The sequence below is a fragment of the Halomonas sp. 18071143 genome, from assembly GCF_019211725.1.
GTDB classification, from domain to species: domain Bacteria; phylum Pseudomonadota; class Gammaproteobacteria; order Pseudomonadales; family Halomonadaceae; genus Vreelandella; species Vreelandella stevensii.
Map to the genome: position 1 here is coordinate 53994 of NZ_CP078120.1, position 21954 is coordinate 75947.

The 21954-nt window shown below is 58.1% G+C and carries 18 protein-coding genes; 10 read left to right on the top strand and 8 right to left on the bottom strand.

The genetic code is table 11. The features are described from left to right. Window positions 1–29: 29 nt before the first annotated feature. Window positions 30–431, bottom strand: coding sequence for a ribonuclease P protein component (gene rnpA, locus KVY02_RS00265; RefSeq protein ID WP_218314096.1), 402 nt, complete (start codon window positions 429–431; stop codon window positions 30–32). A 13-nt stretch (window positions 432–444) separates the two neighbouring features. Then, window positions 445–579 (bottom strand): 50S ribosomal protein L34, encoded by a 135-nt coding sequence (gene rpmH, locus KVY02_RS00270; RefSeq protein ID WP_009723348.1) that lies wholly within the window; start codon window positions 577–579, stop codon window positions 445–447. Between the two features lie 533 nt (window positions 580–1112). Between rpmH and dnaA the strand changes: the two genes are divergently transcribed. The 4 genes from dnaA (at window position 1113) to gyrB (ending at window position 7407) form a co-directional block, all read left to right on the top strand. Continuing rightward, a complete protein-coding gene (gene dnaA, locus KVY02_RS00275; protein WP_016915608.1) occupies window positions 1113–2582 on the top strand; it encodes a chromosomal replication initiator protein DnaA in 1470 nt (489 codons plus the stop codon). A 55-nt stretch (window positions 2583–2637) separates the two neighbouring features. Beyond that, window positions 2638–3741 (top strand): DNA polymerase III subunit beta, encoded by a 1104-nt coding sequence (dnaN, locus tag KVY02_RS00280; RefSeq protein WP_218314097.1) that lies wholly within the window; start codon window positions 2638–2640, stop codon window positions 3739–3741. 102 nt (window positions 3742–3843) lie between these two features. Further along, window positions 3844–4947 carry a DNA replication/repair protein RecF gene (gene recF, locus KVY02_RS00285; protein ID WP_081193805.1) on the top strand — a complete coding sequence of 368 codons (1104 nt, stop codon included), beginning with the start codon at window positions 3844–3846 and terminating at the stop codon, window positions 4945–4947. A 39-nt stretch (window positions 4948–4986) separates the two neighbouring features. Continuing rightward, window positions 4987–7407, top strand: coding sequence for a DNA topoisomerase (ATP-hydrolyzing) subunit B (gene gyrB, locus KVY02_RS00290; RefSeq protein ID WP_218314098.1), 2421 nt, complete (start codon window positions 4987–4989; stop codon window positions 7405–7407). A gap of 153 nt (window positions 7408–7560) precedes the next feature. Here gyrB and gmhB read toward each other — a convergent pair whose 3' ends face one another. From gmhB to glyQ, 4 genes are all read right to left on the bottom strand, one after another. Next, entirely contained in the window at window positions 7561–8154 is a 594-nt protein-coding gene (gmhB, locus tag KVY02_RS00295) for a D-glycero-beta-D-manno-heptose 1,7-bisphosphate 7-phosphatase (protein ID WP_256357541.1), read from the bottom strand. A 7-nt stretch (window positions 8155–8161) separates the two neighbouring features. Then, window positions 8162–8959: a hypothetical protein gene (locus KVY02_RS00300; protein ID WP_137094144.1), complete on the bottom strand. Its 798-nt coding sequence runs from the start codon at window positions 8957–8959 to the stop codon at window positions 8162–8164. 176 nt (window positions 8960–9135) lie between these two features. Continuing rightward, window positions 9136–11202, bottom strand: coding sequence for a glycine--tRNA ligase subunit beta (gene glyS / locus KVY02_RS00305; protein WP_218314099.1), 2067 nt, complete (start codon window positions 11200–11202; stop codon window positions 9136–9138). Further along, on the bottom strand, window positions 11202–12161 hold the full coding sequence (glyQ, locus tag KVY02_RS00310; protein WP_026001915.1) for a glycine--tRNA ligase subunit alpha: 960 nt from the start codon (window positions 12159–12161) through the stop codon (window positions 11202–11204). Before glyQ ends, glyS begins: the two co-directional genes overlap by 1 nt. 109 nt (window positions 12162–12270) lie before the next feature. Between glyQ and rfaD the strand changes: the two genes are divergently transcribed. Both rfaD and waaF read left to right on the top strand, forming a co-directional pair. After that, the gene (gene rfaD / locus KVY02_RS00315; protein ID WP_081138451.1) at window positions 12271–13227 is read left to right on the top strand and encodes an ADP-glyceromanno-heptose 6-epimerase; all 957 of its coding nucleotides are present in this window, start codon (window positions 12271–12273) and stop codon (window positions 13225–13227) included. Beyond that, on the top strand, window positions 13220–14239 hold the full coding sequence (gene waaF / locus KVY02_RS00320; protein ID WP_081138450.1) for a lipopolysaccharide heptosyltransferase II: 1020 nt from the start codon (window positions 13220–13222) through the stop codon (window positions 14237–14239). The genes rfaD and waaF overlap by 8 nt, the downstream gene beginning before the upstream one ends. Before the next feature lie 20 nt (window positions 14240–14259). On the opposite strand, the gene KVY02_RS00325 is transcribed toward waaF, so the two are convergent. After that, window positions 14260–15912: a sulfatase-like hydrolase/transferase gene (locus KVY02_RS00325; protein ID WP_081138448.1), complete on the bottom strand. Its 1653-nt coding sequence runs from the start codon at window positions 15910–15912 to the stop codon at window positions 14260–14262. A gap of 181 nt (window positions 15913–16093) precedes the next feature. Between KVY02_RS00325 and KVY02_RS00330 the strand changes: the two genes are divergently transcribed. Further along, a complete protein-coding gene (locus KVY02_RS00330) occupies window positions 16094–16855 on the top strand; it encodes a glycosyltransferase family 2 protein (protein WP_193462049.1) in 762 nt (253 codons plus the stop codon). On the opposite strand, the gene KVY02_RS00335 is transcribed toward KVY02_RS00330, so the two are convergent. Then, window positions 16817–17872 carry a glycosyltransferase family 9 protein gene (locus tag KVY02_RS00335; RefSeq protein WP_218314100.1) on the bottom strand — a complete coding sequence of 352 codons (1056 nt, stop codon included), beginning with the start codon at window positions 17870–17872 and terminating at the stop codon, window positions 16817–16819. The two genes, KVY02_RS00330 and KVY02_RS00335, sit on opposite strands and share 39 nt — an antisense overlap. A gap of 108 nt (window positions 17873–17980) precedes the next feature. Between KVY02_RS00335 and KVY02_RS00340 the strand changes: the two genes are divergently transcribed. The 3 genes from KVY02_RS00340 to KVY02_RS00350 all read left to right on the top strand — a co-directional run bounded on the left by KVY02_RS00340 (window position 17981) and on the right by KVY02_RS00350 (window position 21946). Continuing rightward, window positions 17981–19147 carry a glycosyltransferase family 4 protein gene (locus KVY02_RS00340; RefSeq protein WP_016915621.1) on the top strand — a complete coding sequence of 389 codons (1167 nt, stop codon included), beginning with the start codon at window positions 17981–17983 and terminating at the stop codon, window positions 19145–19147. A 142-nt stretch (window positions 19148–19289) separates the two neighbouring features. Further along, entirely contained in the window at window positions 19290–20651 is a 1362-nt protein-coding gene (locus KVY02_RS00345) for an IS1380 family transposase (RefSeq protein ID WP_218314101.1), read from the top strand. A gap of 272 nt (window positions 20652–20923) precedes the next feature. Then, on the top strand, window positions 20924–21946 hold the full coding sequence (locus tag KVY02_RS00350) for a glycosyltransferase family 9 protein (protein ID WP_026001919.1): 1023 nt from the start codon (window positions 20924–20926) through the stop codon (window positions 21944–21946). Window positions 21947–21954: the final 8 nt, after the last annotated feature.

Consider the following 21954-nt stretch of genomic DNA (forward strand, 5'->3'; position numbering starts at 1 on the left):
AGGCCGAGGTCGAGCGGCGAGGTGTGTCGTCAAGTGTCACGTGTCAGGCCATGTGATGGCGGAGATGTCGATACCGCCGGAGCCTCGCGCTGAAGCCGTTTCCACATGCCATGTAATTGGCGAGTCAGCGTCTCGTTATCGATCTCCTGTGCGCCTCGCTTGGCCATGATCACGATATCCACAGCGGGTAAGCGATCCTGACGAAGGCGAACGGATTCTCTAACCAGGCGCTTGAAGCGGTTACGATCCACAGCAAGCTTCACATTTTTCTTGCTGACTATCAGACCAATGCGGGGATGTCCCAGGCTGTTCAGGCGCGCTAGCGCCATCATGCCCTTGCCATGGACTTTCAAGTCGGCTTGTTCGAACACGTGACTGAAATCCCCAGCGTTCAGCAATCGCAAGCACCGGGGAAAGCCTTGAGGCGACACACGCAATCCGAGATCAGGCGCTCAGACGCTTGCGGCCTTTGGCACGGCGGCGTGCGATGACGGCACGGCCGTTCTTGGTTGCCATACGAGCACGGAAGCCATGCGCGCGCTTGCGCTTGAGAACGCTGGGTTGAAAAGTGCGTTTCATAACTCGTTATTCCCACGTGGTTTAGGACGGAAATTGAATTCCAGATGACCCGGTCCAGTGAGGAACCAGCCGGGGAGTTTCAATTCAAGACCGGAAATTGTAGAGACTTCCTGGCCTCGGTGCAATTTTTCCTTGCATGAAAAGCGTGAAAAGGGCAATGGCGATCCACGATACCCTGTCAGTCTGACGAACGTCGATGACACTGCTATTACTAATGGGGTTTCTTAAACCTGTTGTTATTAATAGTGGGGATACTAATTGTGGATAACTCATTTATCTCTATTTTTATCAAAATCTTAAAATGATAAAAAATCTGTGGGTAACTGGCTGTAAAGCGGCGTAAAAGCTGTGATTTATGTGTGATTAATGCAGCACAACTAAGCAGTATGCGGTTTTGTACCCATGCCGTCCGCTGCTTTTCCTAAGCCCTCATGGCTACTTGTCCACAGGCAAAAAAGAGCCTCGAGTGCGTGTGGATAACCGTTTCGTTGGGCGCTACAATGGTCGGCCGTTTTCAATCGATGGTGAGATGAGTGTCACTCGCGCTTTGGCAACAGTGCCTGGACTACCTGCAGGACGAACTGAATTCGCAACAGTTCAATACCTGGATACGTCCGCTGCAGGCAGAAGAAGGAGAGTCCAACGAGCTTCGCTTGTTGGCGCCGAACCGCTTTGTGCGCGATTGGGTGAGCGATAAATATGCCAAGCGCATCAGTGAGCTGATGCGTGAGCTTGCCCCTTCCAAGCCTCCCAAGGTCAGCCTTACCGTAGGTAGTCGTCGCACCTCCGCAGCTGCACCGCAGCCTAGAGAGTTGGGCAACCCTGTCTCCGCATCGCCTGCCCAGGCGCCTGCTCCTGCGGTGCATACTCCACCCCGCGGTGAAGTCGGCGATGAGCGTGAAATCGAGCAGTTGCGCGAAGAGCCGGGCGCCGGGCGGCGCGGCAACGAGCGCCAGGTACAGGTAGAAGGTAGCCTCAAGCACAGCAGCGGCCTGAATCCCAACTTCACCTTTGATACCTTCGTGGAAGGTAAATCGAACCAGTTGGCGCGTGCGGCCTCTCGGCAGGTATCCGAAAATCCGGGTGGGGCCTACAACCCGCTGTTCCTCTACGGCGGGGTAGGCTTGGGTAAAACCCACTTGATGCATGCCGTGGGCAATGCCCTGGCAGGTAGGCGGGAAAATGCCCGAGTGGTGTATCTGCACTCCGAGCGCTTCGTGGCGGATATGGTGAAGGCGCTTCAGCTCAACGCCATCAATGACTTCAAGCGTTTTTATCGCAGTGTCGATGCCTTGTTGATTGATGATATTCAATTCTTTGCTGGCAAGGAGCGCTCCCAGGAGGAGTTTTTCCATACCTTCAACGCTTTGTTGGAAGGTGGCCAGCAGATGATCCTGACCTCGGATCGCTACCCCAAAGAGATCAGTGGCGTCGAAGAACGCTTGAAGTCGCGGTTCGGTTGGGGCTTGACGGTAGCCATCGAGCCGCCTGAGCTGGAGACGCGGGTCGCGATCCTGATGAAGAAAGCCGACCAGGCCAAGGTCGAGTTACCGCATGATGCAGCCTTCTTCATCGCTCAGAAAATACGTTCCAACGTGCGGGAGCTGGAAGGTGCACTCAAAAAGGTCATTGCCGACTCCCACTTCATGGGCAAGCCGATCACCCAGGACTTCATCCGTGAATCGTTGAAAGACCTGTTGGCGCTTCAAGACAAGCAGGTGGGGGTGGATAATATTCAGCGCACGGTGGCTGAGTATTACAAGATCAAGGTGGCGGACCTGCTCTCCAAGCGACGCTCTCGTTCGGTGGCGCGCCCTCGGCAGGTGGCCATGGCGCTGGCCAAGGAGTTGACCAATCACAGCCTGCCGGAAATTGGTGATGCCTTTGGTGGGCGAGACCATACGACGGTATTGCACGCTTGTCGTAAAGTGAAGGCGTTGCAGGAGGAGAGCGCAGATATTCGCGAGGACTACAAGAACCTCCTGCGCCTGCTGACCAGCTAACCCATTATGTCGGCCTGCTGCGGTGGGCCTTTCAGGATAGAAAACCGGAGTTTCGATGAAATTTACCATTTCCCGAGAGGCGCTGCTTCGCCCGCTGACTCTGGTGGCGGGGGTCGTAGAACGGCGCCAAACGCTGCCTGTGCTGTCGAACGTCTTGATCCAGGTCGAAGGTGATCAGGTAGCGCTGACCGGTACCGACCTGGAAGTCGAATTGGTGGGGCGCACGGTGGCCAGCCAGGTGGACCAGCCAGGCGCAGCAACGGTTCCTGCGCGCAAGCTGATGGATATCTGCAAGTCATTGCCGGATCAGTCGGATATTCAACTGGCTGTGGAGGACGGGCGCGCCGTATTACGTAGTGGTCGTTCGCGCTTTACACTTTCTACACTTCCGGTTGCAGAGTTTCCCAACATCGAAGATGCGGATGGTAGCCAGGAGTTGAGCGTACCGCGCGGTACGTTGAAGCACTTGATCGAGTCGACATCCTTCGCCATGGCCCAGCAGGACGTGCGCTACTACCTGAATGGCATGCTGCTGGAGATTCAGAGCAATCTGCTGCGCACGGTGGCCACCGATGGGCATCGGCTGGCCATGTGCTCACGTCCGGTAGAAGTGGCCGTCAGCCAGGCGCAGAAACTGATCGTGCCGCGCAAGGGTATTCTGGAGCTTTCTCGCTTACTTGACGACAGTGACGAGCCCGTAAGCCTGACGCTGGGCGCGACCCATGTGCGTGCTCACACGGGTGATTTTACGTTCACGACCAAGCTGGTTGACGGTAAATTCCCGGACTACGAACGTGTTGTGCCGCGCAATGGTGACAAGGTGCTGATCGCCGAGCGCGCCGAGTTGCGTCAGGTGCTGTCGCGGACCGCCATCCTCTCCAACGAGAAGTACCGTGGTGTTCGTCTCTATCTGGAAGAGGGCAATCTCAAGGTGATGGCCAACAACCCGGAACAGGAAGAAGCCGAGGAGAACGTCGCTGTCGAATACAATGGCAGTGCCATGGAAGTCGGCTTCAACGTTAGTTATCTGGTGGACGTGCTTTCCGTGTTGAATGAAGACCGCGTTCAAATGACGTTGGCTGACCCCAATAGCAGTGCGCTGCTGGAAGAGCCAGGTGGCGGTGATGCGCTGTACGTCGTCATGCCCATGCGTCTATAAACGGCAGCAGGACGTTATCTATGACGGCGCTTCTGGTTTCAGAAGCGCCGTTTTCACGTGTGCTGGACGGCAGTCAATGGTCTTGAAGAGTGACATCGACGCATGAGTATCAAGGAGCTTACTTTCCACGGCCTGCGTAACCTGGCCCCCACCACCGTGCAGCCATCGCCGCGCATCAATGTGCTGCACGGCGATAATGGCAGTGGCAAGACCAGCGTTCTGGAAGGTATTCATGTGCTGGGTATGGGGCGCTCCTTTCGAACCCGTCAGCTCAAGCATGCCATCCAGACGGAAGCCCCATATATGACCCTGTATGGCCGTTTGGCGGGTGACCCTGAGGTTACCCTAGGGGTCAGGCGATTACGCACTCAGCGCGAGCTGGAGCTGCGTTTGAGGGGGGAGAAGGGGGTGCGCTTGGCCGAGCTCGTGGAGGCGATGCCCCTACAGCTCATCAATCCCGATGCCTTCAGGTTGCTGGAGGGCTCTCCTGCCGGGCGTAGAGAGTTTCTCGACTGGGGTGTGTTTCACGTGAAACATCATTTTCTGGATGCCTGGCGAAGAACGCGCCGAGCAGTGAAACATCGGAATGCCCTTCTCAGGCGTGGTAGAATGGTGGCCAGTGAGCTGGTTGTTTGGGAGCAAGAGCTTGCACAGTGGGGCGAAGAGATGGATCGGCTTCGCCTTGAGTGGTTTAGCCAGTTCTTGCCCATGTTCGAAGAAACGCTGCATAAATTGCTGCCACTACCTGGCCTGACGCTTCGCTATGCCCGAGGGTGGGATAAGCAACGCTCTCTGGCGGAAGTGCTGAGAGATAGCCGCGAGACGGATCAGCAGATGGGGTTTACCCAGCAGGGCCCCCAGAGAGCAGACCTGCGTATTCGATTGAACAAGCAGCCCGCCGTTGAGGTGCTTTCCAGAGGCCAGCAGAAGTTGGTCGTCAGTGCGCTGAAGCTAGCCCAAGGGCGGCTTCTGGAAAGTACCACGCAGCGGCACTGTATCTATCTGATTGATGATTTACCTGCGGAGCTGGATGACAGGCACCGCCATCAATTTTGCCATTTACTGGAAGAAATGCAGTGTCAGGCTTTTATTACCAGCGTTGAAGCCACGGCTCTAAGGAATAGTTGGCAAGCCAGTACGGACATAAAAATGTTTCACGTGAAACATTCCCCGGCTGGATGGAGTCAATTGGAGACGGATGGCTAAACGACACGGAACGAGACAGACTTCACGACGGAGTGGTCAATGAGCGAGCAGGCTTACGATTCATCAAGCATCAAGGTGCTCAAAGGACTGGACGCAGTACGCAAGCGTCCGGGCATGTACATCGGTGATACCGACGATGGCACCGGGCTGCACCACATGGTTTTCGAGCTGGTGGATAACTCCATCGATGAAGCTCTGGCAGGCCACTGCAGTGAAATTCGCGTCGTCATCCACCCGGATGAGTCGATCACCGTGAGTGATAACGGCCGCGGTATTCCGACTGAACTGCATGAAGGCGAAGGCGTTTCGGCAGCTGAGGTCATCATGACCGTGCTGCACGCAGGCGGCAAGTTCGATGACAACTCCTACAAGGTGTCTGGCGGGCTGCACGGGGTAGGTGTCTCGGTGGTTAACGCGCTTTCAGAAGAGCTGCGTCTCACCATCTGGCGGCAAGGCGAAGTATTCGAGCAGATCTATCACCACGGCGTGCCGCAGGCTCCGCTTGGTGTGGTGGGCAAAACTGAAAAAAGCGGTACACGTGTACATTTTCGTCCGTCTCCTGCCACGTTCGCCAATATCGAGTTTCACTACGATATTCTGGCCAAGCGGCTACGTGAACTCTCTTTCCTGAACTCCGGCGTTGCAATTCGCCTGATGGATGAGCGTAGTGGCAAGGAGGAGCTTTTCCATTACGAGGGCGGCTTGAAAGCCTTTGTTGATCACCTCAACAAGAACAAGACCGTTCTCAACCCGGTTTTCCACTTCAATGCGGAGCGCGAAGACGGAGTGGAAGTCGAAGTGGCCATGCAGTGGAGTGATGCGTTTACAGAAAACATCTTCTGCTACACCAACAACATTCCCCAGCGGGATGGTGGTACTCACCTGGCAGGGTTTCGGGCAGCGCTCACGCGGACATTGAACCATTACATCGAAGCCGAAAATCTGCTCAAGAAATCGAAGGTCAATACCTCCGGTGATGACGCTCGTGAAGGTTTGACGGCCATCATTTCGGTGAAGGTACCGGACCCTAAATTCTCCTCGCAGACCAAGGACAAGCTGGTTTCTTCCGAAGTGAAAACGGCGGTAGAGCAGGAGATGGGGCGTCTGTTCGCAGAATACCTGATCGAAAAGCCCAATGAAGCCAAGTCGATCGTCAACAAGATGATCGACGCGGCGCGCGCCCGTGAAGCCGCCCGTAAAGCGCGTGACATGACGCGTCGTAAGGGGGCTCTGGACATTGCTGGCTTGCCCGGCAAGCTGGCTGATTGTCAGGAGAAAGACCCCAGCCAGTCAGAACTTTACCTGGTGGAGGGTGACTCGGCCGGCGGCAGTGCCAAGCAGGGTCGTGACCGTCGTACCCAGGCCATCCTGCCGTTGAAGGGTAAAATCCTTAACGTCGAAAAAGCGCGTTTTGACAAGATGCTCTCTTCCGCTGAGGTAGGGACGCTGATCACGGCGTTGGGGTGTGGTATTGGTCGCGAAGAGTTCAACCCTGACAAGCTGCGTTACCATTCGGTCATCATCATGACGGACGCCGACGTGGATGGTTCGCATATTCGTACGCTGCTGCTGACGTTCTTCTTCCGCCAGATGCCCGAGCTGATCGAGCGGGGCCATATCTTTATCGCGCAGCCACCGTTGTACAAGATCAAGCGTGGCAAGCAGGAGCTCTACCTGAAAGACGAGCAGGCCATGGTGGACTACCTGACCACGACGGCACTGGATGGTGCAGGGCTCCATGTGAATGCCGATGCACCGGGCATCGCAGGCTCGCAGCTCGAGGCCCTGGTGAATCAGTACCGCAATGTCATGAAGCGGATTGATCGCCTGGCACGTGTTTACCCCATTGAGGTATTGAAGCAGGCAGTACATGCCACTGCACTGCAAGGGGAAGCCAGCCTCAAAGATCGCGGTACCATGCAGAACTGGATTGCCGAGCTTCAGAAAGCCATGGATGACAAAGTGGCGTATGAGGGCGGCCCGCGTTATCAGTTCCATCTTCAGGAAGACACCGAGCGTGGCCTGCACCTTCCCGCAGTATCACTGATTGCTCATGGCGTGACGACCGATTATGTGTGGGGGCTGGATTTCTTCGAGAGTGCCGACTATCGCGCGATTTCAGGGCTTGGGCAAACGCTTAACGGGTTGTTGGAAGAGGGCGCCTATATTGCCCGTGGCGAGCGTCAAAAGCCGGTTAGTCACTTCTCTGATGTGCTGGCCTGGTTGATGCAGGAAGGCCAGCGTGGCCTGTCAGTGCAGCGCTATAAAGGGCTGGGGGAAATGAACCCGGATCAGCTCTGGGAAACCACCATGGACCCCGATAGTCGCCGCATGCTGCGCGTGACCATTGAAGACGCCGTTGCCGCCGATATGATGTTCAACACCTTGATGGGCGATGAAGTAGAGCCACGCCGTGACTTTATCGAAACCAACGCTCTGGTGGCGAATCTTGACGTATAGCGCTGTACTCCATCAGCTAGCGGTCGTTAATGAAAGATGTTTCACGTGAAACATTGAATAAGAAAAGCCGCAGTGGGCATCGCCCTCTGCGGCTTTTTTGTATGAGACTGCTGTAAGAGCCTGGAGTGTGCAGGTTTGGCGCTTAACTCACCTTCAGCCACGCCGTGGGTGAGTATCCAGTGCACCGGCTAACAACTGGTCAACGAATTCAGCAAGGTCATTGACGACCAGCGTGTGTTCCAGGCCCACACTTTTGGCTAGCGTTCTCTCACCTTTGCCTGTCTTTACCAGCACACTTTGGCAACCTACCGCCTCTCCGGCCTGCAGATCTCGCAGGCTGTCACCTACCATCCAGCTACCTCCCAGGTGATCCAGGCCAAGTGCCTGCTGTATTTGCGTCAGTAGGCCGGGCAACGGTTTTCGGCAGGTGCAGGCATCTTGCGGGCCATGGGGGCAATATGCGATGTGCGCAATCTGGCCACCTTCGGCTTCTACCAAGGTGCTCATGTGATGGTGCATGGCGGCCAGGGTGGTTTCATCGTAATAGCCCCGTGCAATGCCTGATTGGTTGGTGGCCACGGCTACCGTAAAACCGGCCTGTGAAAGCCGCGCGATGGCCGTAATGGAAGCAGGGTAGGGCACCCACTCCGCCAGGGACTTGATGTAGTCATCCGAGTCGTGATTGATGACGCCATCCCGGTCAAGAATCACGAGCCGTTCTGGCATCAGAGAAGTCATCGAAGGCATGAAAGTCCTATTTACTGCGTAGGTGCTGATTCAGTAGCGCCAAGGCATGCAGGGTATGGGCAATTTTCTTACCATCGCTGCCAAAGCGTTGGAAAGGAATTTTCTGGAGACGCTGCAGGCGCGGCAAGGTCGCCAGAAAGCGTTCGCGTACATCGTCGCGGGTGGCCTGCAGGCCGTCCATCAGGGCTGCGGTCAGGCGTTCACGATGAAGTGGTCGTTTGCTCAGCTTGCCATAGAGAGAAAATATGAAACAGTGCCAGTCGCGCACCATGCAGTCGGTGAGTTCGTGTACCTGGCCTGGGTCCGTTTCGAAATCGATGAACACGACCCCATCCTTGTTGACCAGTATGTTGCGTGCAAAGGCCTCGCTAAGATAGCAGCTGCGCTCATGCACATCATTGAGCGCTGAAATACCAAGGTTTAACAATTGGTCGATTTCGTCTGGTGTTTGCGCCTGGGTCAATTTCTCCAGCAGCGTGGCTGCGGGCTCATCCTCACTGCCCACATCGGCCAGCAACAGGGCATCGGGGGTTTCTGCCAGAATAGTCGGTACGGCGATGCCTGCGGCAGACAGCGCTTTAATACGGCTGGCTTCCAGCGCCACGCTCTCTTGGCCGCCCAGGTTGGGCACCGGCTTGAGTGCTTCGATGTTCAGCCACCGCGCCATCAAGGTCAGCGGCAGGTAAGCCAGCCGTGAGTTACGTTTGGCGGCTTTTTTCAGCCAGACCTTTCGCCCTGCCAGCTCATAGGATGCCATGTTGGACTGCTGCTGAGGCAAGGTGTCGAAAAGAAACATATCGTACATGGCCAACTCCCTTGACGGCGTAAGTGCGTGGCCGCCCGGTATATCAGACGCAGCGGCAATTGAAATGTTTCATTAATTTTATCTTGATGTTTCACGTGAAACAAAAGCTTCGTTGAACACAGTCAACAAAAAACCCGGCCACCAGGGCCGGGTTGCATGCGCTTACGAGTAGAGGCTTACTGGGGTAGCTGAGAAATATCCGCGACTTCGAGGAAAAGCGCCTGCAGGCTGGCGAGTAGAGCAAGGCGGTTGCGACGCACGGCCTCGTCATCGGCCATGACCATGACCTGATCGAAGAACGTATCGACCGGCTCACGCAGCGTTGCCAGTGTGTCCAAAGCCTGCTGGTACTCACCGGCGGCAAATAGCGGAGCTACCTGCTGCTGACAGTGGATGACGGCCTCCGCCAGTGTCTGCTCGGGGCTCTCCTGAAGCAGTGTGGTATCGACTTGTGTGCTGCCATCGTGCGCCTGCTTACTCAGGATATTGGAGACACGCTTGTTGGCAGCCGCCAGAGCGGTGGCTTCCTCACGCTGGGCAAAGGCTTTGACGGCACGTAACCGACGCGCAAAATCCAGCGGCTTGCTGACGGGACGCGCACGCACGGCCAGGTACATCTCGGCGGTAATGCCTTCGTCCTGCCCCCAGGCGCGGAAGCGGTCGAGCATGTAGGTCAGCACTTCCTCTACCAGTCCTTCGGCTTTGGGCAGTTGCTGGTGCTGGTCGACGGCGACCTGCAGCAGTTCACGCAAGTCGAGGTTCAGCTCGCCTTTTACCAGGATATTCAGCACACCAATGGACGCGCGGCGCAGGGCAAAGGGGTCCTTGGCGCCCGTGGGGCGCTGGCCGATGCCGAAGATGCCCACCAGCGTATCCAGGCGGTCTGCCAGGGCCAGTGCCTGGCCAGTCAGGCTGGCGGGGATGGCGTCGCTGGCAAAGCGCGGCAGGTACTGCTCTTCCAGTGCCTGGGCTACTTCGGCAGGCTCGCCATCCTGCTCGGCGTAGTAGCGGCCCATGATGCCTTGCAGCTCGGGGAACTCGAGTACCATCTCAGTGACCAGGTCGCATTTGGCCAGTGCCACGGCACGCTGAGCGTGGGCGACATCCCCCTGGATGCGCTCGGCGATGAAGGTAGCAATGGCCGTGCTGCGGCGTGCCTTGTCTGCCAGCGTGCCGAGCTGCTGCTGAAACACGACGCTTTCCAGCTGAGGAATGCGCGATGCCAGCGTTTTTTTGCGGTCGGTATCGTAGAAGAACGCAGCATCCGCGAGGCGAGGACGGATGACCTTCTCATTGCCGGCAATGACCTGATCAGGGTCCTGGCTTTCGATGTTGGAAATGGTGATGAACAGCGGCTTGAGCTTGCCGTGGTCATCCAGCAGGTGGAAGTATTTCTGGTTAGCCTTCATGGAGGAGATCAGGCACTCGGCGGGCACATCCAAAAAGCGCTCATCGAAGCTGCCGGTCAATGCCACGGGCCACTCGACCAAACCGCTGACCTCGACCAGCAGGTCTTCATCGATGACCGCGTTGGCTTCCTGAACTTCTGCCTCGGCCAGCACCTGTTCACGAATACGCTCGCGGCGCTGCTGACGGTCGGCCAGCACGTAGGCGTTTTCCAGTGCTGCCAGATAATCGTCGGCGTGTTCGAGCTGGATCGCATCCGGGGCGTGGAAACGATGACCGTAGGTGGTGCGGCTGGCCTGCAGGCCTAGTGCTTCTGCGGCAATCACTTCCTTGCCATACAGGGCGACCAGCCAGTGTACCGGGCGGGAGAACTCCACTCGAGACGCGCCCCAGCGCATGTTCTTGGGCACCGGCAGCGATTGAAGCGTCTTGCGAATCATCTCTGGCAGTAGCGCCTGGACACGCTCACCTTGCTGCTGCTCCTGGAAGCCCAGCCAGGTGCCTTTATCGGTTTCCAGGTGAATCAGCTCATCCACGCTGACGCCACAGGAGCGCGCAAAGCCTTCGGCGGCCTTGGTGGGCACGCCATCCTTGAACGCGGCAGCCAGCGCGGGACCGCGGCGCTCCACTTCACGATCCGGCTGCTTGTCGGCCAACCCCGATACCTGGACGGCCAGGCGACGCGGTGTTGCATAGGCAGTGACGGACTGAAACGGAACTTCTGCTTCCTGCAGACCTTTTTCAATACCCGCAGCAAACGCATCAGAGAGCGCGTCCAGGGCGGTAGGCGGCAGCTCCTCGGCACCCAGTTCCAGTAAAAGCGTATCAGCGGCCATTATGCGTCTCCCTGGTCGGCTAGCAGTTCGCGGCGCAGGGCTTCGGGCGCCATGGGGAACCCTGCTGCTTTGCGTGATTCGAAGTAGGCGGTCGCCACGTCACGGGCCATGGTGCGCACGCGCAGGATGAAGCGTTGACGTTCGGTGACCGAAATGGCATGGCGCGCATCCAACAGGTTGAAGGTGTGCGACGCCTTGAGCACTTGCTCGTAGGCGGGTAGCGGCAGACTGGCGGCCAGCAGTTTGCTGCACTCTTTCTCCTGATGGTCGAAGGCAGCAAAGAGCTGGTCGACGTCGGCGTGCTCGAAGTTGTAGGCGGACTGCTCCCGCTCGTTTTGCAGGTAAACATCGCCGTAGCTGACCTTGCTGCCGTCCGGCGCAATGGCCCAGACCAGATCGTAAACGCTATCGACGTTTTGCAGGTACATGGCGATACGCTCGAGGCCGTAGGTCAGCTCGCCGGTAACGGGGTAGCATTCGATGCCGCCCGCCTGCTGGAAGTAGGTGAACTGGGTGACTTCCATGCCGTTTAGCCATACTTCCCAGCCCAGGCCCCAGGCCCCGAGCGTGGGGGATTCCCAGTTGTCTTCCACGAAGCGAACGTCGTGAACCAGCGGGTCGAGGCCCAGGCGCTTCAATGACCCCAGGTACAGGTCCTGCAGATTGCTGGGGGAGGGCTTCATCACCACCTGAAACTGGTAGTAGTGCTGCAGGCGATTGGGATTTTCGCCGTAGCGGCCGTCGGTGGGGCGGCGGGAAGGCTGCACATAGGCAGCGTTCCAGGTTTCGGGGCCAATCGCTCGCAGGAAGGTGGCGGGGTGAAAGGTGCCCGCGCCGACTTCCATATCGAGGGGCTGGAGAATCACACAGCCCTGTTCTGCCCAGTACTGTTGCAGAGCAAGGATCAAGCCTTGAAAGGTCGACACATCGGGTGTCGATTGGTTTGTCGAGACACTCATCGCGGAAAGCACCGTTGGCCATGAATTCATAAGCCGTCAAGTATACAATTACAGGCAGATGGGTTATAGGCACGTTAGCAAAACAGCCGCTTTTGATAAGGAGAACGAGATGATCGTGGTAACAGGCGGCGCCGGGTTTATCGGCGCCAATATTGTCAAAGCGCTAAATGCTCGTGGCCGTGACGATGTGATGGTGGTCGACGACCTGCGCGATGGCACCAAATTCGTCAACCTGGCGGACTGCACGCTCGCCGACTACCTGGACAAGGATGATTTCATTGCCCGGGTGAAAGCCGCGCTGCGCGGTGAAACGGTGGACCTGCCGACCATCGATGCGATTTTCCATGAGGGTGCCTGCTCGGATACCACGGAGTGGGACGGCCACTACATGATGGAGAACAACTTCGAGTACTCCAAGGTGCTGCTCAACTACTGCGAGAAGCTGGGCATTCCGTTTCTGTACGCTTCGTCAGCGGCCACCTACGGCGGCAGCGAAGTGTTCAAGGAAGCCCCTGAGCACGAGAAACCGCTCAACGTCTATGGCTACTCCAAGCTGCTGTTCGATCAGCACGTGCGTTCGCGCTGGAACGAGCTGACTACCCAGGTAGTAGGTTTCCGCTACTTCAACGTCTACGGCCCTCGAGAGCAACACAAGGGCAAGATGGCGAGCGTGGCATACCACAACCATCTCCAGATCCGTAACGGCGAAACGCTGAAACTGTTCGGTGCCTACGGCGGCTATGAGGCGGGCATGCAGAGTCGCGACTTTGTCTACGTCGGCGATGTGGTCGACGTGAACCTTTGGTTCCTGGACAACCCCAGCGCGTCGGGCATCTTCAACCTGGGTACGGGCCGTGCCGAACCTTTCAAGGCGATTGGTGAAGCGGTGATCGATTTCTATGGTCAGGGCGAAATCGACTATATCCCGTTCCCCCAGGAGCTGAAGGGGCGCTACCAGAGCTATACCCGTGCGGACATCGGCCACCTGCGTGCAGCGGGATGTGATGTCGAGTTCAAGACGGTGGCTCAGGGGGTCAAGGCTTATCTGGAGTGGCTGAATGGCTGACTCTGCCAAGCGGCTTCTGGTGGTCGGCCCCTCCTGGGTCGGCGATATGGTCATGGCGCAAAGCCTGTTCATGACTTTGAAGGCGCGCACCCCGGGGGCCACGCTGGGCGTGGTGGCCCCGGCCTGGTCGCAGCCGATTCTCGAGCGCATGCCCGAAGTCGATGAGGTGTTGCCACTGGAGGTCGGCCATGGTGAATTTGGCCTGGCGAGTCGGCGGGAGCTGGCCGCTCGGTTGCGGGGCCGCTTTGACCGCGCCATTGTGCTGCCGCGCTCCTGGAAGGCGGCGCTGGTGCCTTTCATGGCACGGATCCCTGAGCGGGTAGGGTTCCTGGGGGAGCATCGTTACGGGCTGCTGAAAGAGCGCCGCAAGCTGGATAAACAGGTGCTGGATCAGACCGTCAAGCGCTTTGTCTCGCTGGGGCTTCCTGCCTCTGAAGCGCAAACTGGCCAGTTTGCCATTCCCAAGCCCAGGCTCACCATTGACCGTGACAACCTGGTGAATCTGCGGTTGAGCCTCGCGCTCTCTTCCCGCCCAGCAATCGGCATGATGCCAGGCGCTGAGTATGGGCCGGCCAAGCAGTGGCCGCTGGCCTACTTTCACCAGTTGGCGGCGAAGCTCACCCAGGACGGTTTCGAGGTGCGCGTGCTGGGCGGAGCAAAGGACCATGAGGCAGGGCAGGCGATCGTGAAGGGGTTGTCGCATGCGCACAATCTGTGCGGGAAAACCCAGCTGGCCGACGCCGTCGATCTGCTGGCCGATTGCTGCCAGGTAGTGACCAATGATTCTGGCCTGATGCACGTAGCGGCAGCAGTTGGGGTACGTATTCAGGCGCTGTATGGATCGTCGTCTCCTGCCTATACGCCGCCCCTCACCGAACAGGCGTCCATTCACTACCTGGGGCTCTCCTGCTCGCCATGCTTCGAACGGGTTTGCCCGTTGGGTCATACCAACTGTCTCAATGACTTGTCCGTCGAGCGCGTCTATCAGTCGATCTGCGTCGGCCTGCCGTGAGGGGGCTGCCAAGGCAGCTGTCAGTGAAGGATCTCGACTTCTTCGGCTTGATCGGCCGGGGTCTCCATGACCTGCGCCGAGGAACTCTCCTCGGTCTCTCTGCGCTGAGGAGCGAGTCCTTCCCATAGCCGGTGCTGGAGGGCCGTTTCTTCGCGCAGGCGAGCATTGAGCGTACTCAGCCCGTGGGTTTCCGCCAGGGTCGCGCGGCGGCCCAGCAGGGAGGTGCCAAGGCCTGCACGACCCTCGTGTAGCGGCAATCCCATGGCGTCCAGTATGGTGGGAAACACGTCCAGCATGGTGGCTTCGCGGCGTATCCGCTGGGGCACCACCCTGTCGCCTAGCATGATAAAGGTATTGTCGCGATCCAGCGCCGTCAGTTGGTCCCATACCGACACGCGCATGGTCAGGTGGTCGCTGAGCACCACCACCAGCGTATTCTCCAGCAGGTTTTCTGCTTCCAGGCGTTCGATCAGATCGCGGGCCAGCCAGGCCGAACACTCCACGGAGTAAAGAATGTCCTGGCCATCGAAGGCCCCTTGGCGGTCCCGGCAGCGCTGGGCGGGAAAGCCGTTGGGTGCATGGCCCGCGATGCTCAGGTTGACCACTGCCCAGGGGCCATCGTCTTCACGGTTCAAGCGACGTATTTCGTCGACGGTGAAGTCGTAGAGGGTATCGTCATAGAGGCCCCAGCTATTGAGATACTCGGGGTCGTCCATGTCCGTGATGAAATCCTCCTTGCCCTTGACCGTGTCGAACTGATGCCCTCTGTAAAAGAGACCTTTACCCGCAAACTGCGTACTGGCGCCACCCAGATAGCTGAGCCGGTAACCTTGACCCGCAAGAATATCGCCCAGGCAGTCTACGCCAGGCACGACCTGAGAAAGGGGTTCGAACTGGCTGTCATGCAACAGGCCAGCGGGCATCAGGGGCACGCCGCACTGGCTGGCGATCATCCCGGCCATGGTCCAGCCGGTGTTGTCCATTTGCTGCACGCCTTCGAAAACGACGCCACGCGCCCCCAGTGCGTCAAGGTCATCATAGGCATTGCCGAATATGTCGTGACGATAGGTACGCTCGATGCTTTCCAGGTAGAGGAGCAGCAAGTTAGGAGCACCGGGCTGGTCTTCCAGCGGCGGCTGAACGTAGCGTCGATCCAGCCAGGCCCCATCGTCGGTGACGATGGCGGCACTGCGTTGCCCCAGCCCGTATAGCAGCGGGTTTCCGGCTAACAAGGCAATGGCAAAAAAGCGTTCGGTCAGACGCCAGCGCTGGTCGTGACGGGCGATATATAGGACGGAGATCAGCATGGCGAGCACGACCAGCGTATATACCACTGCCATGACCATTTTGCCGCCACCGCCATGGTCGGCCATGCCCGCTTGCAGATGGAAAAATACCGCGCCCAGGTCCACACTGCCAAAGCTGTCGACCAGGTAGACGTAAATGCCAAACAGGCTCAGCGGTAGCAGCGACCATGGCCAGACGGGGCGGTAGCGGGCATTCAAGGGAGCACCCCAGCGCAGCTTGAGGCCTACCAGCATCCACACGGTGGCGGTGATGAAAAGCGTCCACCAGGGCAAGCGCGTCAAGACAGTAACGGCATAGCCCAGGCTCGCGCCAATCACGACCAGCGGTAGCCAGGGAGTCAGGGGGGGTGACTTGGAAGCGAGCATGCCATGTCCCTTTTCGTCGCTTGCTGAATGAGCCTGTTAGCTTACCAAATCTCGACGTTCATGGTCGTGGTAGCATGCAATGAAACTGGCCATGAAGCATGAGCGAATGGATCGCTCATCTCGTTGTTATAAATTCGTTGCTATAGATTCGTTGGTATAAATTCGCTGGGATAGGTGAACTGTGACTCTTGCTGCTGTGTTGATCGTCAAAAACGAAGCCCACCATTTGCGTGAATGCCTCGAAACGCTCACCTGGGCCGATGAAATCGTCGTGCTGGATGCGGGCAGCCAGGATGCTACCTGCGAGATTGCCCGCGCGTTCACGGACAAGGTCCATGTGAATGCCGACTGGCAGGGGTTTGGCATTCAGCGCCAGCGAGCAGAAGCCCTGGTAAGCAGTGACTGGATTTTGATGGTCGACGCCGATGAGCGCGTGTCCCCTGAATTGCGTGACAGCATTCAAGAGGCCATTCAGCAGCCTCCCGCTGCATATAGCGTCAGTCGGCTCTCCTGGTGTTTTGGCCGTTTCATTCGCCACTCGGGCTGGTACCCAGACCGGGTGCTGCGTCTCTACCCGAAAGGCCAGGCGGGCTATAATGCAGCGCTGGTGCACGAGAAGCTGATCGTCGACGCAGGCCTTGCCGAAAAGCCACTATCCGGCGACCTGCTGCACTACACCTACCGTGATCTGCGCCACTATCTGGAGAAATCCGCCCACTATGCCCAGGCCTGGGCAGAGCAGCGGGCTGCGCAGGGCAAAACGGCCACGCTATGGCAAGGCATTCGCCATGGTCTGGCCTGCTTTCTCAAGATGTACGTGCTCAAAGCCGGGTTCAAGGATGGCAAGCAGGGGCTGCTGCTGGCTCTGCTCTCTGCGCATTCCACGTTCGCCAAGTACGCCGATCTATGGGTGCGTACCCAAACCGCCGAGAAGCAGCGCTGAGATCTGGTGGGCTGCCGCGTCGAGATCGATGGCAGTCATGTCCTGTGTGTCAGCGCCTGAAGGCGGGCTAAACGCCAGGCGCTTTTCCGCCCGGTTGCAAGTTTGCCAGCGCAGCGGCGTGGCTGAGCGCTTGGCGGGATAAAAGCCTGCCGTGGCGATGTCCAGGCAGCCTGCGATATGCAGCGGGCCGGTCGAGCCGGCAATCAATAGGTCAGCTCCCGCCAGTTGGCGAGCGAAGTCGGCCACATTGGTAGTGGCAGGGAATGGCTTGGCTGTCACGCCTTCGCTCGCCAATTTTGCCTGCAATGCCTCGGCCTCGCGCTGTTCACCAGGGCCTGCACTGATTAGCCAGTGGGGTGGATGCACACTCCCCAATTGCTGCTGAATCTGTATGATCAGTGCTGAGTATTGATCCAGCGAAAGATTGGCCGCTGAACCACCACTGCCGGGGTGAATCACCACGATCTGGCTTTCGGTTGCTTGTGCGCTGTGCAGCAATAGCTGACGCTGCTGCTGGCGATCCTCGCTTTCCAGTGGCCAGAAAGGGGGCGAGGGTAACGCAGATAGCGTCAGTGATAGTCGGCCCAGCAGTTCACAGGCAAGGTCCACATTGTATTGATACTCTGGCTTGGCTGAGCGGGAACGGCGCTGGCGTACACGCTGATTATAGAAAATCTGCGCCCACTTGGTTGCTGGCGCCATGCGTAGTGGGATACCCGCCCGCCAGCCCAGCCAGCCGATACGAGGGGTTGAAAACAGTGTCAGCAGGGCATCGAATTTGGCTGCTTTGACCTCATGCAGCAGGGCCTGCTGGGCGGCTTTATCCGCATTGGGGCCGGGATCAATCATCACCTCATCTACCCACGGGCAGGCCCTGGCCAGCGGCGCTGTATAGTCAGGCACCAATACGCTGATATGCGGCGTTGGCGTTGCCTTTTTCAGGCATGCCAGTGCTGGCCAAGCCAGCATAAAATCGCCAATTTTGTCATTGCGTACGACAAGCACTTTGTGCGCCATGGTTTAGGCCCCGTTAATTGCAGCCTGTATACTACCAGAATGAGCACATGGCCTGGAAAATGTGCTGACTAGCGGCATTAACCGGCAGGGCATACAACAGGTGCAGTAATGGCAGCAAATAATTTGGCAGAGAACGACTTGGCGGAACCCTCGGTAGCAACTCGCAAGGTAGTGCAGCTATGCCTATCGGATGGCAATGGTGGTCTGGAACTATACGTCGAGCGCATCATTACAGACCTCAAGAGCGAGGGCTGGGAAGTGCTGGGACTCTGCCTTTCCAATACTCGGGTGGAAGCCAGTATGCAGCAGCATACCATTCCCTTTCGGGCCTTCAGCAGTAATATGCAGGCCGTTACCCATGTGCTGTCACTGCGACGCTGGTTGGTTGAGGAAGAGGCGGATGTTATCCACTGCCATAAATCGAGTGACTTGCGGCTAATCACCCTGCTCAAGCTAGTGATGCCAGGTTTAAGAGTTCTTTATACCGACCATATGGGGGGGCGACGCCCCAAGAAAAGCCCCTATCATCGTTTGGCTTATGGCTCTGTTGAACGTGTTTTGTCAATTAGTCAGGCAACCTGGCAACGTAATGTCAGGAATTTGCCGCTGCCGAAAGAGCGGGTGGTGTGTTTACCTCACGGTGTTGATACTCGGCACTACCAGCCCTGCAACGATCTGGCGGCGATCCATGCCAAGCGTCGCGAGTTGGGGGTGCCTGTGGATGCGGTAGTGATCGGGTTGCCGGGGCGAGTCACTCCAGGCAAGGGACAGGAGGTATGGGTAAAGGCTCTGCTCGAACTGGACCAGTCACTCCTCTTTTATGCCCTGTCGATTGGCGGAACCGACTATGCCTCGGGCGGTATTGAAAGCTTTTATACTCAATTGCAGCAACTTATCGCAGGCACTCCATTGGAGAGCAGGATCAGTTTTTTAGGTCATCGCAGTGATTTGACTGAAATCCTGCCTGTGCTCGATATCGTTTGCATTCCCTCGGAAAATGAAGCCTTTGGCTTGACCATTATCGAGTCGATGGCGTGTGGTATGCCGATTATTGGCTCAAACACCGGCTCACTGCCGGAACTGGTGGACAGCGCTTCAGGCGTACTGGTCGGGCCGTTTGATGTGCCCGCCTGGCGCGATGCCATGACAACTCTGATTGCTGATGCGCCACGTCGCCAGGAGATGGGAGCCGCCGCCAGGCTGCGCGTTGAGCAGCATTTCAGTAATCAGCAGCATGTAAGGCGTTTGATCGAATATTACATGGCTGCGCCATAGCCGCCCCGGTCTTGTCGGAACAATGCAGGTCTGGAGTGGATAGATAATGACCTGAATCCGTGAGACCGGCCCTCAGAAGCACTTCTAACCCACTGACCTGCATGGCAATATAGCCATTATCGCCATTCACCCAGACAGTGCCATGCCCAACATAAAGTTCCGCGCCAGTCGCCGCACCCTCACCAGCCACGCCGGGCTGTCCATCATCGGGCAATGCTTCGAGATCGCTGGCGTCGACAGCATCGACAGCCGCTTCCCCACCACGCTGGGCATGCGCACCAGTGACGTGATCAAGAGCTACCTGGGCCTGCTGTGTCTGGGCATGAGCGACTATGACACTGTCGAGAACTTCCGCCGCGACAAGCCCTTCCAACAACTGCTGACCCTGCAGAAGGTGCCGAGCGCGGCGACGCTGCGACAGCGGCTGGAGAAACTTGCCGCCAACGACCTGCAGGCGCGCACCGCCACCTGGTCCACGACCCTGCTGTCACTGATCGAAGCACCGATCACCGCCGAGACGACGCACGTCTGCCTGGACATCGACACCTTCGTCATGGACAACAGCAACTCGAAGAAGGAAGGCGTCTCGCGGACCTACCAGAAGGTCGATGGCTACACCCCGATCGCCGCCTATCTGGGCAACGAAGGGTGGTGCCTGGGTCTGGAACTGCGGCCTGGCAAGCAGCACACCATGAAGGAGAGCAACGCCTTCCTGGAGCGGGTACTGCCTCGCGCCCAATGCCTGACCAGGCAACCGATCCTGTTACGCGAGGACAGCGGCTTCGACAGCCAGGCGCACCTGGCGCTTCTCGAACAGCAACGCCAGGTCTTTGCCGACGAGGGGCGCCGGCTCGACTATGTCGTCAAATGGAACCCGCGCGGCTCGGCCACGGCTGATCGAGATACCTGGCTGGCGGTGGCGGCGGACTACTGGGAAGAGCTGCGTCCTGGCAAGCGCCAGGCGCTGTGGCCGCAGACCGTCTCGATCCACGACGACAACAAGACCGAATACGTCGTCCAACGCGTGATGCGCCTGGTAGAGCGCACCGCCGATCGCGATGGCCAGTTGCTGCTCGAACCGGACTATGAGTTGGAAGGCTGGTGGACCAGCCTGGACGAGGCGCCGGAGGCGGTGATCAAGCGCTACCAGGCGCATGCCACCCATGAGCAGTTTCACAGCGAGATCAAGACCGATCTCGACCTGGAGCGCTTGCCGTCCGGCAAGTTCGCCACCAACGATCTGATCCTGCATCTCGCCCAGTTGGCCTACAACATCCTGCGCCTGATGGGACAGCTGGGCATGACCGGCGAGCTGAGCCCGGTTCGCCACCCGGCCAAGCGGCGCCGGCTGCGCACCGTGCTACAAGAGCTGGTGCACCGTGCGGCTCTCGTGATTCACAAGGCACGGCAGATCATCCTCGACGTCGGGCAGGATATCGGGCGCATGACGGTGCTCAAGACGCTGCGGAGCCGACTGCGTTATCCACGAGGAACGCCATGCTGACCGTCAATCGGCGACACTCTATCCACAAGCAGTTCCAAGCGACACGCGATCGCCAGATATGTCGTGCCTGGCGGGTGGAAAGGCATGACAAAACGGGCCGTCAGCACCGATCAGCACGGTGGGTTTTGGCAATAACGGGCTTGCGAAAGCCAACTTGCACGGGGCGAATGATCAAAAAGTGCTCGCTGGCGGTGATAGGGAAAGTGTCGGCGCCGGCTTCACGGATTCAGGAATGAGTGAAACCTCTCAAGGCGCTATACGAGGAGTCATAAGTGAGAGCCTGGATTGATAAGTGTGCCTACGTGAGTAAGCGCGGACGACGCTGGCTGGAGAGTTCAGCAGTGAACGAGGTGCCGCGTATCCTGGTGATTCGGCAGTGTGCCTTCGGTGATTACATGGCCGCTCGGCCTTTTTTGGTGGAGCTGCGGCGCCTGTTTCCCAAGGCGCACATTATCCTGGCAACGGTACCCGCCTACCGCTATGCCGTGCCGGAAGATCTTGTCGATGAGGTGTTTGTCCAGGAAGGGCGTGGTAGTCTGGCAGCACAGTGGCGTTCACTGCGCTCGGTGGGCAAGGTGGATATGCTGTTTGATCTAGCGGATACCTCACGCTCGAGGTTACTGAGCCTGATGACACCGGCGGCCATCAAACTTGGCTTTCCCTACCGCAGCCTGTCCAATACGCTGCTCTATGATGTCGGACTGCGGCGCTCCAACTATCACTATGAGGCCGAAGTACTGCTGGATTTCCTCAAGGTATTGGGCCACAAGCCACGCTATCCGCTCGATTTTGCCCTGCCCTGGCACCGGGGAGAGGAAGCAGCAGCGACCATTGTGTATTTCCCGTTTGCCTCGGTAGCGAGCAAGTCGTTGACATTAGAGGCGTGGAGCAGGTTGATCGAGCAGGCTGCACAGGCATTGCCACAATATCAGCATGTACTGCTGGAGGGGCACAAAGCCGAGGAGTCGGGGGACTTTCTCGCTGAGGTCGTAGCTCGGCACCCCAATGTCTCGGTTCAGCCACGTATGGGCCTTGATGAACTAAGTCACTGGATGGCGGAAGTCTCGGTACTGGTATGCGGTGATACCGGCGTGCGCAATCTGGCACTGGCAACGCATACGCCTACCCTGGGTATCTTCTTCAGTACGCTGCCTTACCGCTACTGGCCCCGTTATGAACCCTGCCACGAAGCAGTGTTCCGGAGAAGCGGCGAAGTGCCAAGTGAAGAGGAGATTTTAAGTGAGCTCAAGGGGCTATTGCAGCGTTGTTACCCAGGTCGCCGTTCCAGGCAGTGATCGCTCGG